The organism is Streptomyces sp. NPDC001415, from assembly GCF_053597395.1.
The window spans coordinates 56,744-69,752 of sequence record NZ_JBSFIE010000016.1; the positions used below are offsets into that span (position 1 = coordinate 56,744).

6 protein-coding genes are annotated in these 13,009 nt (G+C 73.8%); all 6 read right to left on the minus strand.

Going from position 1 to position 13,009, the window contains the following annotated elements:
• Positions 1-69: 69 nt before the first annotated feature.
• Entirely contained in the window at positions 70-2,931 is a 2,862-nt protein-coding gene (locus tag ACWC2B_RS22000) for a condensation domain-containing protein (RefSeq protein ID WP_450719050.1), read from the minus strand.
• On the minus strand, positions 2,921-4,759 hold the full coding sequence (locus tag ACWC2B_RS22005) for an amino acid adenylation domain-containing protein (RefSeq protein ID WP_450719052.1): 1,839 nt from the start codon (positions 4,757-4,759) through the stop codon (positions 2,921-2,923). The genes ACWC2B_RS22000 and ACWC2B_RS22005 overlap by 11 nt, the downstream gene beginning before the upstream one ends.
• A gap of 1 nt (position 4,760) precedes the next feature.
• Entirely contained in the window at positions 4,761-6,644 is a 1,884-nt protein-coding gene (locus ACWC2B_RS22010; protein ID WP_450719054.1) for a non-ribosomal peptide synthetase, read from the minus strand.
• Complete coding sequence (locus tag ACWC2B_RS22015; RefSeq protein WP_450719056.1) at positions 6,644-9,877, minus strand: non-ribosomal peptide synthetase; 3,234 nt, start codon at positions 9,875-9,877, stop codon at positions 6,644-6,646. The genes ACWC2B_RS22010 and ACWC2B_RS22015 overlap by 1 nt, the downstream gene beginning before the upstream one ends.
• Positions 9,878-10,037: 160 nt before the next feature.
• Positions 10,038-11,330, minus strand: a complete 1,293-nt coding sequence (locus ACWC2B_RS22020) for a condensation domain-containing protein (protein WP_450719058.1) — start codon at positions 11,328-11,330, stop codon at positions 10,038-10,040.
• A gap of 116 nt (positions 11,331-11,446) precedes the next feature.
• Positions 11,447-12,742: an MFS transporter gene (locus tag ACWC2B_RS22025; protein ID WP_450719060.1), complete on the minus strand. Its 1,296-nt coding sequence runs from the start codon at positions 12,740-12,742 to the stop codon at positions 11,447-11,449.
• Between the last annotated feature and the right edge of the window lie 267 nt (positions 12,743-13,009).

The window sequence follows — 13,009 nt, forward strand, 5'->3', positions numbered from 1 at the left end:
CCGGGAGATCCTGACCGAGGGCCTGTGGCTGAACCGGGCGGGGTTCAGACACAGGCCCTCAGCTGCCGCTCAGGGCTCCATGCCCTTGATCATCGAGGCGAGCACCGAGCGCAGGTCCTCGCCCGGCGCGGGGCGCAGAGCCGTCGCGAGGCGGTCCGCGCGGTAGTGCCAGCGGTGGTCGAGGTCGCGGTGCGCCTCGCTCTCGAAGTCCTCGAACGTGACGGCGCTGTCGCTGCCGAGCAGCGTCACCAGTTCGGCGGTCAGGTCGGACCAGGCCACGTGCCCGCTCACCGCGTTGGCCACGCCGTGGACGGGTGTGTCGAGGCACGCGGTCACGGCGCGGGCCAGCGCGGCCGCGTGCACCCAGGGCGCTCCGTACCAGTCGTGCCCGCCGGCGCCGGGAGCGGGCAGGCTGATGGGCCGGCCTGCCAGGGCCGCCTGGTACAGCAACCCCGTTGCTCCCCAGCGCAGTTGGTCGCGCAGCCGGTCGTGGGCTCCCCACACGATGGGCGAGCGGACGGCGCTCGCGCCGCCGCGCCCCTCCGTGCCCGCCGCCTTCAACAGGAGCCGCTCGCAGTCGAGTTTGGCCTGCCCGTACGCGCTCAAAGGGGCCTGGGACGGCGATTCCTCCGCGACCTGGCCGCTCGTGGGCTGCCCGTAGGCGTCCACGCTGCTGACGAAGACGAAGGGGCCGCCGCGCCAGGCGTCGACCATGGCCTCCATCGCGGCCACGTCCACCTCGGGGCGGGTGAACGTACACGCGGCGTGGATCACCGCGTCGGCGCTTTCGACGGCGGCACGCAGACTGTCCAGATCGCCGAGGTCACCCTCGATCACCTCGATGCCGTCGCCCCCGACCAGGTGCGCGGACTCCGGGCGGGCCAGGGCGAGCACCGGCCGTCCCTGCGCGGCCAGTTCGCGCAGCACGAAGGCGCCCACGCCGCCCGTGCCCCCGGTCACCAGGACCGTACCCTCGCGCACCCGGCGCGGACGTGGGGTCGTGGCGGCGGTCGCGACAGCCGCCGCCCGCTCCGCCTCGCGCGCGTCGAGGAGGGCCGCGATGGCACGTGGCGTACGGGTCTGCATGATGTCGAGGCCGATGAGCGGCAGCGTGAGGGCGGACCGCAGGCGCTCGGCGAGTTGGACGGCGGCCAGCGAGTGTCCGCCGAGGGCGAAGAAGTCGTCGTCCGGGCCGGGCCGTCGGTCGAGGAGGTTCGCGAACGCCTCCGTCACCGCTTGGAGGTGGCGGCTCTCGGGCAGCGCGGGACGAGGGCCCGCGGGAAGCCTGCTCGCATCCACCGCCCCGTCGGCCGTACGCGGCATCGTGTCCAGCAACATGACGGCGGCCGGGACCAGTTCGCGTGCGAGCACACCGCGCAGATGGGCGCGGAGCTGGGCGGGCGAGGGGCCGCCGGTGCGGCGCAGCACCGCGTACGCGAGGAGGGGTCCGCCCGCAGGGTCCGGTACGTGTGCGTCGGCGATCTCGGGGTGGGCTCGGAGCCGGATTTCGGCCGGGTGCCCGGCGGTTGCCTGCGGCCGCGCGAGCCGGCCGGGCAGTTCGGAGAGCCGGAGCGCGGGGTCGGCCGCCACGGCGGTCAGCAACTCGGCGAAGGAGGCGCCCAGGGCCAGGCCCGTCTGCTCGTCGAGGGCGGCCCGGCCGTACTGGACCAGGCTCGCGGGGGTGTCGGCGTCCAGCAGACCGAAGGTGAGGTCGAACTTGGCTTCGCCCACACCGACTTCGACAGCGCGGGCCTCAAGTCCCGGGAGGCGCAAGGCGGTTTGCTCGCCCACCACGTCCGAGGTGACGCGTACCAGGGCGGTGCCGTCGTCGCCCCGGGCCGCGGCGCCGAGCCGCTCCAGGATCAGGTCGAACGGCACCTCGCGGTGCTGCTGCGCTTCGAGCAGTGCGTCGCGTACGCGCTCGACGAGGGTGGCGAACGCGGGGTCGCCGGACAGGTCGACGCGTATCGGAAGGGTGTTGACGCACAGGCCCACCAGGCCGCGCATCGACTGGCCCTCGCGGTGCGTGGCGGCGCAGCCGATGACTAGGTCGAGCTCGCCGGTGAGGCGGTGCAGCGCGGCGAACGCGGCGGCCAGGCCCACCGTGAACACCGTGGCCCGGCGCTCGCGGCCCAGCTCGCGCAGCGCGGGCAGCACCTGTTCGCCGAGTTCGGTGGTGCGGGTCGCGGCGGGGTGTTCGGCCACGTCGGCGGGCAGGGTGGCGGGCCGGGGCAGCCGGGGCGGGGTGGCTCCGGCGAGACGCCGGGTCCAGCGGGCGAGACCCTCGTCGAGGCCGGACGCGTCGGTGTGCTCGCGGCGCGCGAAGTCGGCGTACTGCGGCGGCTCGGGCAGTGTGCGGGGGCGGCCGTCCACCGCGGCTTCGTACAGCGCCGCGAGTTCATCGGCGACGGTCTCCAACGAGCCGCCGTCGATGGCTATGTGATGGAACGTCAGAAGAACGGTGTGGTCCTGGGGGCCGTGTCGCAGGACGAGGGCGCGCGGGACCGTGTCCGCCGCGAGGTCGAAGGGGCGGCGGGCCTCCTCGGTCAGGAGGTCGTCGCCGTCGCCGGGCGACTCGACCACCCTCACCGTCACCACCTCAGGGGCGGGCAGCGGCTCCTGGTACGGCTCTTCGCCGTTGCGGCCGTAGCGGGTGCGCAGGATTTCGTGGCGGCGTACCAGCTCGGTGAGCGCGGTGCTGAGCGCGTCCACGTCGAGCGGGCCGTGCAGCCGGGTCGCGAACGGCACGCTGTACTGGGCGCCGTTCTGGCCGAGCCGTTCCATCAGCCACATGCGGCGCTGGGCGTGGGTGAGCGGGGCGGGGCCGGCTTCGCGGGCTGCCGCGGGCGCCGGGGCGGCGGGCCGGGCGGCGCGGGCGCGGGCCCTGCGCAACAGCTCTTCCTGCAGGGCGGCGGAGGTGTCAGTGGCCATCGGAGTCCTCGGGCGCGTCGGGGTGCAGATCGGTGTGGGCGGCGAGCAGGGCGCGCTCGACGAGGGCGGCGTGTCCGGCGACCGTGGGGGCGGTGAAGAAGTCGGCGAGGGACAGTTCGACACCGAGGTCCTCGCGCAGTTCCTCGGCGACGACGAGGGCGAGCAGGGAGTGGCCGCCGAGTTCGAGGAAGTCGGCGTCGGGGCGGGTGACCTCGCAGCCGAGCGAGCGGCTCCACACGTCGGCGACGGCCTGCTGGAGCGGGGTCAGCGGCTCGGCGGCGCCGATGGTCCCGGCCGCCGTGGCGAGGTCCGCGAGCGCCCGGCGGTCCACCTTGCCGGAGGTGGTGAGCGGCAGCCGGTCGACGACGGTCAGCTCGTCCGGGACCAGGTGCGCGGGCAGGAAGGCGGTGAGGCGGGCCAGGAGTGCCTCGGAGCGGGGCACCGGGCCGGGCGCCGCCACCACGAAGGCCGCCAGGCGCGCGTCGTCGGGGGTGGGGCGGCGGACCGTGACGGCCGCGTCGTCCACCTCCGGCTGCTCGCGCAGGGCGTGCTCGATCTCCCCGGGTTCGATGCGGAAGCCGCGCACCTTGACCTGGTCGTCGGTGCGGCCGTGGAAGTCGAGGACGCCGTCGGGGCGGGCCGAGACGAGGTCGCCGGTGCGGTAGAGGCGGCCGAGCGCGGGATGGTCGACGAAGCGTTCCGCGGTCAGCTCGGGCTGCCGGGTGTATCCGTGGGCGAGGCGGCTGCCGCCGATCCACAGTTCGCCGCGGGCTCCGTCGGTGACGGGCAGGCCCGCTTCGTCGAGGACGTGGGCCGTGGCGCCGGCCATGGGGCGGCCGATCGGCACCGGTCCGTCGCAGTCGGCGTCGCCGACGCGGTGGGTGGTGGCGAAGGTGGTGGCCTCGGTGGGGCCGTAGCCGTTGACGAGCTCGACCCAGGGGAACGCGCGAAGGACCGCGCGGGCGTGCTGGGCGGCCATCGCCTCGCCGCCCACGACCACCGTGCGCAGCAGCGAGAAGACGCGGGAGCGGCGCGCGGCGAGCTGGTGGAAGAGGGCCGTGGTGAAGAAGGCGACGGTGACGCCGTGCCGCTCCACCTCCTTGGCGAGGTCCTCGAACGAGGGCCGCTCGGTGGTGCACACCACGACGGCCGCGCCGTTGGCGAGCGCCGACCACACCTCGAAGGTGGAGCCGTCGAACGTCGCCGGGGAGTGGAGGAGCACCCGGTCGCGCGCGGTGACGGTGACGTACTCCGGGTCGGTGACGAGCTCGGCGATGGCGCCGTGGCGGATCGCGACGCCCTTGGGGCGGCCGGTGGAGCCGGAGGTGAACATGACGAACGCGGTGTCGTCGGGACCGGGCCCGTCGCCGGTCGTCTCCGCGTCGGCCAGCTGCTCGTCGCTGGGCAGGGCCAGGGTGGCGCCGGGCGTTCCGGCCGCTTCGAGCAGCTTGCTGTCGCCGACGGTGAGCGTGGCGCCCGAGTCTTCGAGCATCGCCGCGGTACGGGGCCCGGGGTGCGCCGGGTCGAGGGGCACGCAGGCCGCGCCCGCCCACCACAGGGCGAGCTGGGCGACGACGGTCCTGGCCGAGCGCGGCATGAGGAGCGCCACGGAGTCGCCGGGGCGTACGCCCTGTTCGTGAAGGTGGGTGGCCAACCGGCGTGCCGCTCCTGCCAGTTGGGCGTAGGTCAGTGTGGTGTCGCCGTCCGCCACCGCGAGGGCGTGCGGGGTGCGTGCGGCGTGCCGCGCCACGAGGGCGGGCAGGCCGGTCCGGGCCACGGTCACGGTCGTTTCCTTCCGGTCGTCGAGGAGGTTCTCGGGGTTCGTCATGTCAGGACCTCGCCTTGCGGCGCTTGTCGATGACGGCGGCGATCGCCCGAAGGTCGGGCTGGCGCAGCAACTCCGGTGCGCGGAGCCTGACTTGGGTCTCCTTCTCCAGGACTTCGAGGAGCCGGGCCGCGAGGAGTGAGGTGCCTCCGGCGTCGGTGAAGTTGTCTTCCAGGGTGGTCTCGGGGCGGCCGAGCAGGTCACGGACCGAGGTGAGGACGAGTCGCTCGTCGGCGGTCGCGTCGTCCGGGAGGGCGAGGTCGTTCGCGGTTGCCCCAGGTGCTTCCTCGGCGTGCTTGAGGAGTGCGGCCCGGTCCACCTTGCCGTTGGCGTCCAGCGGGAAGGCGTCCACGACGCGCACGGTCGAGGGCACGGCCTGCTCGGGCAGCCAGGCCCGTACTCCGGCGAGCAGTTCGTCCGTTGCGGGCGCGGCGCCAGGGGTCGGCAGTACGTACGCCACGAGCCGGGCGCGGCCCCCGGTGTCGCGGGGGGCGGTGACGACGGCGCTGCGGACGGCCGCGTCGTGCTCGAACGCGGCCTCGACCTCGGCGGGTTCGATGCGCACTCCGCTGATCTTCACCTGGTCGTCGAGGCGGCCGAGGAAGACGAGCCGGCCGTCGTCGAGCATGCGTACCCGGTCGCCGGTGCGGTACATGCGGTCCACGCCGGGCAGCTCCGGCAGGGGGGCGGTGAAGCGGCGCGCGGTCAGCTCCGGGTCCAGGTAGCCGAGGGCCAGGCAGGTTCCGCCGATGCGCAGTTCGCCGTCCTCGCCGCGTGCGAGTACGGTGCCGTCGGCGTCGGTGACAGCCACGGTGGCGCCCGCGATCGGGGTGCCGATGGGCGGTGGGGCGTCGGAGTGCACGTCCGCGTCGTCGGCCCGCATGGCGTGGGTGGTGGTGACGACGGTGGCTTCGGCGGGACCGTAGGCGTTGTGGACGGTGGCGGTCACGTCGGGGCCGGGCCGGCGGCGCATCCGGTCGCCGCCGACCATGAGGTGACGCAGCTTCAGGTCCTGTGGCCAGGGCCGGTCCAGGAGCGGCTCGATCATGGGGGTGGCCGACACGGCAACCGTGACCTCGGCCTCGCGCCACCAGTCGGTGAGGGCGGCCGGGTCCCAGCGGACGTCGTCCGGGGCGGGTATGAGGGCCGCGCCGGAGGTGAGGCCGCCCCACAGCTCAAGGAGGTGCGGGTCGAAGGCGACGCCGATCAGCAGGGACTGGCGGTCGCCGGGCGCGAGCCCGGTCTCGGCGCGGTACCAGTCCAGGAGTGCGGCCAGGGCGGGTTCGGCGACCGCGACGGCTTTGGGCCGGCCGGTGGAGCCGGAGGTGAGCACGGCGTACAGGGCCTCGGGTGGGGCGGTCCGGGCACCTGGTGTGACCGGGCTGAAGGCCGCGACGACGGAGGCGGCGGCGTTGACCCCTTCGCCCGACAGGGGCAACTCGACGTTCTCGACGCCATTTTGACGGGACGTCAGGACATCAGGGTCGCCGATGAGGCAGACGACGCCGATGTCGTCGGTGACCGCCGCGATACGGCGCTCGCCCGGGCGCGGGCCGAGCGGCAGATAGACCGCGCCGATCCGGGCCAGCGCGACCGCGGTGATCACCAAGGCCGCCGAACGGTCGAGGCAGACGCCGACGAGGTCGCCGGGCCGGACGCGGTCGGCCAGCGCCTTCGCGACCGCCTCGGCCGCCTCGTCGAGCTGCGCGTACGTCCAGCGACACTCCCCGTCGATCACCGCTGGGGCCCCTGGGGAGCGGCGCACCCACTCCTCGTAGCGCGACAACACCCCGGACTCGGGGGACCCGGGAAGGGGCGCGCCGTGCAGCACGCTCAAGGCGGCGTTCGTACGGCCGGTTTCCTGACGGTCCATCAACTGCTCGGTCATCACGACTCCTTCGGCGTGGCGAGGGCGGGGGTGGCGGTCCCGGCGAGGGCGGAAGCGGCGGTCTCGGCGACGGCACGGGGTGCGGCCTCGGCGAGGGCGCGGGCCTGGTCGGCGAGGACCGGGTGCTGGAAGAGCAGGCGCAGCGAGGGGCGTTCGCCCAGGCGGGGTTCCAGCCAGGCCGCGAGCTGGGCCGCGAGCAGCGAGTGGCCGCCGATGTGGAAGAAGTGCGAGCTCTCCTCGAAGCGGTCGTGCCCGAGCACCTCGCGCCAGCCCTCCGCGAGCAGCACGACGGCCGGGTCGTCCGACAGCGTGGGGTCCGGCATCGGGGCGGCTTCCTCGACCGGGGCGGCCGGGGTCAGCTCCGCGGCCGTGCGGGCGAGGGCCACCCGGTCGGGCTTGCCTCCGGCCAGCGTCGGCATGGTGTCCAGGAGCACCCAGCGGCTGGGCACGAGGGCGCCGGGGAGGCGGGTGCTCAGCTGGGCGTGCAGGGCCTGCTCGTCCCACTCCTCGACCTCGTCGGCGCGCTCGCGGAAGGCGACCAGGCGGGGGCCGCCACTGGCCTCCTTGTCGAGGACGACGGCGCAGGACCGGCCGCCGAGTGCGGCGGAGGCGGCGGCCTCGACCTCTTCGAGTTCGATGCGGTAACCACGCAGTTTGATCTGGTTGTCGCGGCGGCCCAGGAAGCGGAGCAGTCCGTCCTGGCCTCGGTAGCCGAGGTCGCCGGTGAGGTAGACGCGTTCGCCGCCGAGCGCCTCGACGGTGACGAAGCGGGCCGCGGTGGCCTCCGGGTTGCCGACGTAGCCCTCGGCCAACCCGGCGCCCGCGATGGCCAGTTCGCCGACCGCGCCGGTGGGCAGCGGTCGCAGGCCCTCGTCCAGGACGTGGATCCGCTCGCCGGGCAGCTCGGTGCCGAGCGGAATCTCGGCGCCTTCGACGAGGCTGTCACGGGTGATCTCGTGCACGGTGGAGCTGATCGCGGCCTCGGTCACGCCGTACACGTTGAGCACGCCGAATTCCCGGCCGGTGTCCGTGTCGGCGAAGAAGGCGCGCATCACGTCGGCCGGGATGCGTTCGCCGCCGAGGACGAGCAGGCGCGGCGTCCAGCGGCCTTCCTTGAGGACCGGCAGTAGGTCTTCGCGGGTGGCGAGGAAGTAGCTGGTGGGCAGGTTGGCCACCGTGATCCGGGCGGCGGCCAGGAGCTCCGCCAGCTCGGTGCCGGTCGGCACGTCCTGCTCGGGTACGACGAGGCAGGCGCCCGCGTACAGCGAGGGCAGCACCTCTTCGAGGGCGACGTCGAAGGACGGCTGCGCGAACAGGAGCACCCGGTCGCCGGCCGCGAGGCCGAACCGCTCTGCCGCACCGGTCAGATGGTTGATCAGCGCGTCCCGCCCGACGGCGACGGGCTTGGGGATGCCGGTGGAGCCGGAGGTGTGGATGATGTACGCCGCGTTCGGCACGATCTGCGCCGAGCGTGCGGTCGGCAGGGTGGGGGCATCGACTTCGGCGCCGGGCAGGCCGTCGGGGATGCGTACCGGGCTGTTCTTGGCGGTGAGGACGAGCGCCGGGCCGAGGCGTTCGAGCAGCAGATCGAGGCGGGCGGCGGGGTCGGACGGCGACAGCGGGCAGTACACCGCGCCGGTCCGCAGACAGGCGAGCAGCGTCACCACCGAGTCGGCGCCGCGGGGCAGCACCGCGGCGACCGGCTGGCCTGCCGTGACGCCCGCGGCCAGCATCCGCTCGGCGAGGGAGGCGACCTGCGTGTCGAGGTCCCCGTACGTGAGGCGGCGGGCGCCGATGAGGAGGGCGGGCAGGGACGGGTCCTGGGCGGCGGCCGGGTCGAGCGGGTCGCGGCCGTCCGGCGTCACGACAGCAACAGGCGCTGCTTCCTTGGGAGTTGGCGGAAGCGCGAGGTCGGCGAGGGCGGTGGCGGGCGCGTCGAGGTAGGCGCGCAGCAGGTCGAGGAAGCGGTCGGCGAGCAGCTTGGCGACGTCCTCGCCGAACAGGTCGGCGTCGTAGTCCCAGACGAGGGTCATGCCGGCCGCGCCGTGGCGGAGGCTGACGCCGCGCCGGTCGTCGGGGAGCAGCACCACGTCGAGGTCGAAGCGGGTGGTGCCGGTGTTGAACCCTTCGAACAGGGTGATGTCGAGCCCGGGCACGTCGATTTCGGGCAGGGCCGCGTCGTGGGCGCTGAACATGACGCTGAACAGCGGGTTGTCGGCACCCGAGGTGTGCAGGCCGAGGGCCCGGGTGAGTTCCTGGACCGGCACCTCCTGGTGCGGGAGCGCGCGGATGAGGGTGTCGGTCACCTCGTCCATGGCGTCCTCGGCCGGTGCGCCCGAGTCCAGGTTCAGCCGCAGCGGAATGGTGTTGACGAACATACCGACGGCGTCCTCGAAGCCGCGCGGCCGGTTGCCCACAGCGGTTCCCACCACCATTTGGCTGCGACCGCTGTGGCGCCGCAACAGTTCGGCGAACAGGCCGAGCAGGGTGGCGAACGGGGTAAGGCCGCGCTCGCGGGTGTGGGCGCGCAGCCGCTCGGCGAGGTCCGCTCCGATGGACTGGCGCAGCTGGCCGCCGTGGTGGCGGCGCCGCGCGCCGGGCCGGGTCAGACCGGGCAGCGGCATGTCGTACGAGGCGTCGCGCAGCGCATCGGCCCAGTACTCCAGGCTCGCGCCCAGCTCCTTCGCCCGTACGTCCTCGGCCCGTGTGCGCACATGGTCGGCGTACGAGCTGGGAGTTCCCAACTCGACGCTCTCACCCAGCACTTGAGCCCGGTAGACGCTGAACACGTCGTTCAGGAGGATCGCGAACGAGTGCCCGTCGTGGATCAGGTGGTGCTCCACGTGGATGAGCCGGTGCTGGTCGTCGGCGAGCTTGACCAGGGTCCAGCGCAGCAGAGGTGCCTCGAAGGTGTCGAGGGGGGTCTCCGCCTCCGAGCGAAGCAGCTCCTCGAAGGCGGCCTCGGGGTCGGCCTCCCAGGTGACGTCCACGGTGCGCAGGCGCGGCAGGCAGACGTCGGCCACCCGCTGGCCCGGCATCGCACCCGCCACGGGCACGAGTTCGAGCCGCAGCCCGGGATGGCGGGCCAGCGTGGCCGTCAGGCCGCTGCGCAGGGCCTCGACGTCGAGGGTGCCCCACAGGTCGAGGGAGGCGGTGAAGTTGTAGGCGCGGCTGCCCGGCTGCACTTCTTCGTGCAGCCAGACGATCTCCTGCGAGGAGGAGAGGGGGAGCATGGGCGATCCCTTGGGTTGTCGGGTCGGGTGGCACGGGACGCGTTCGTGCGCCCGCGCGGCGGCGCGCCGACCGGTCCGCGGATCGCGCGGCACGGCCGGATGCTGGGAGTTCAGGGGGTACGCGGTCGTACGTCCGCGCGGGAGACGGAACCGGCCGGGCTCAGTGGGCGGGGGCCTCGGCGGGCAGTGCTCCGCACAGGGCCGCGAAGGCGTCTTCGGCAGCGGCGTCGTCGAGGACCGAGCGGTCCCACACCATACGGAGGTGGAGTTCGGGTCCCTGGGTGGCGGAGAGAGCGAAAGGGGCGCGGACCTGTCGGCCGCCGATGTGCACCTCGCGGCCCGCCGTCCCGCCGAGCCTCAGCGGGGTCCGGTTGCGGGAGTCGTCCACGGTGAGCAGGCCGTCGAGCCTGCCGGACCAGGCGGATCCGCCCGCCCGGGCCGCCCGTACGACTTCGTCGAAGGGGGTGTCGGCGCGGTCCAGGTCGTCCCACCAGTCGGTGGCCGTGACCTCCGGCGCCGGGGCGCTGCCCGTGTCGGCCGGGAAGACCACGGTGTTCAGGAAGCAGCCGAGCACTGGCTCGGCACCGGCCGGGCGGCCGCCCCACGGGTATCCGACGGGTGACACCGCCCCCGCTCCGAACAGGGTCCCGGCCGCGACCCGGCAGGCGTCGAGCAGCACCGGGAAGGGGACGCCCCCGGCGGGCGAGGGGAGCCTCAACTCGGTTGCGCCGGTGGGCAGTTCGGCGGATATGGGTCGCGAGCCGGGCAGCGGGGCCCGCTCGCGTACCGTACGCAGCCGCTCCCCCCAGTACGCCAGCGCCCGGGGCGAGGCGGCGTGGTCCTCGGCGTCGAGCTGGCGCAGGACGGCGTCCCGGTAGGCGGCGAGTTCGGCGGCCGCCTCGGCGGGCGACAGGTCGTCGGGGCCGAGACGGTCGCGGTAGGCGTCGCCGAGTTCCTCGACGATGCGGGCGAGCGACTGGCCGTCGCAGGCGGTGTGGTCCAGGACGACGGCGAGCAACTCCTCCTCGGCGCGCGGGCCGCTGTCGGCGAGGAACAGCCGCAGCGGCGGGCCCTCGGCGGCCCACCCGGCCAGGGTCCGGCGCAGCGCGTCCTCGGCGTCCTCGCCGGGTGCGCGGGCGACGTGTTCCAGGGGTACGTCCGCCGGTTCGGGCCGCAGCGCGGGCGTGCCGCGTACGACGCACGGCCGGTGGCGCAGTACCGGGTGGCGGGCGGCCAGGTGGTTCGCGGCGGCGCGCAGCCGTGCCGCGTCGACGGTGCCGCGCGGGAAGGCGAAGAACATCGGGACGATGTCGGCGCGGCCCTCTGGATCCAGGGAGCGCACGAGCAGGAAGCGCCGCTGGGCCCCGGTGACGGGCAGCAGTCCGGCCGCCGGGTCACCTGCGCCGAGGCGCTGGTAGCGGGCCAGATACTGGCCCGTGATGCTGGGGAGCACGTGATCCTCTCTCGGGGTTGGGAACTCTCGGGCGGGGGGGGGGCGGCGGGCTTGAACTGGCCTGCATTCAAGGGGAGTTGCCCGGGCGGTCGCTATGAGTCAGCGGTCGCTATGAGTCAGGCGACGGGGACGGTCTCGTCGTGGCCCGGCGTCGTACCCTGCCGATCGCCGTCCTCGGGGTGCGCGGTCTCGGGGGTCTCGGGGTGCGCGGTCTCGGGGAGGTCGCGCATCCGGCGCAGCGGGGAGAGCAGCAGCGGCAGCGGCACTGCGAGGAAGCCGATCGCGCAGATCCACAGCGCGGAGCGCGCGCCGGACGCGTCCGCGACGGTGCCGCCGACGAGCGCGCCGAGCGGCAGGGTGCCCCACATCATGAAGCGCAGGGTGGCGTTCATACGCCCCAACAGACGCGGAGGGCACAGGGTTTGACGGAAGCTCACCTGGGCGACGTTGTAGACCACGGCACCGAAGAAGACCATGGCGGAGGCGACCGCGAAGAGCGCTGCGGCCAGGCCCTTGCCCGACAGCGGCCACAGCAGCGCGAACGGCCCGGTGACCAGGGCCGACAGCCAGATGACGCGGGCCTGGCCGAAACGGCCGGCCAGGCGGCCCGCGCACAGCGCGCCGGCGAGTCCGCCGACGGCCGACGCCGAGAGCATCACACCGACGGCGGCGGGAGGCAGGTCGAGGACCCGGACCAGGAAGATGGTCTGGGTGGCCATGAGCATCGCGGTGAAGAAGTTGCCCAGCGCGGTGGTGCCCGCGATGACGCGCAGCAGCGGGTGGCCGAGGACGAAGCGCAGGCCTTCGGCGACCTCCTTGCGCAGGGACGCGCCGGGGACCGGTTCGGGCTTGCTCTCCGGGCGGCGGATGGCCAGCAGGAACAGCGCCGAGACGGCGTAGCCGATGGCGTCGGCCACGATCGCCAGATGTGCCCCGACGAGCTGGACGAGTCCGCCGCCGAGCCCCGGCCCGGCGACCTGCGCCGAGGAACGCACCGTCTCAAGGGCCCCGTTGCCCGCCACCAGGTGCTCCCTGGGCAGGAGTTGGGGCAGATAGCTCTGGTGGGCCACGTCGAAGAAGACGGTCGCGACACCCACGACCAGGGCGACGACGTACAGCTGGCCCATGGTCAGCACGCCCGCGACCGCGGCGAGCGGGACGCTGGCCATGGCCAGGGAGCGGACCACGTCGGCGCGGATCATCAGGGTCAGCTTGCGCATCCGGTCGACCCAGGCCCCCGCGGGCAGACCGATGAGCAGGAAGGCGGCGGTCTCCGCTGCGGTGAGCAGCCCCACCTGGAAGGCGGGCGCCTTGAGTTCGAGCACGGCCACCAGGGGCAGGGCGACCAGGGTGACCTGTGCGCCGACCTGCCCGGCCGCGGCTCCGGCGAGCAGAAATCGGAAATCGCGCATGCGGAGCAGGCCACTGGGAGCGGCCCGGGACGAAGGGGACATACACGAGACCTTCACCTCGCGCCGATCAGGAGTCAAAACAAACAGGACACTTTCGGTCGTTTCTTGCGCCATCCTGACAGTGGATCAAGAAAATCATCGGCCAGGTCAGGGCAACAGCCGGATGAATTGCAGATGTTGAGGCTCACGGGCAGAGGACTTCCCCCGCCTCAGGGCGAGCAATTCAAGGGGACAGTGCACCCCCGCACCCCATGAATGCAGGTATGT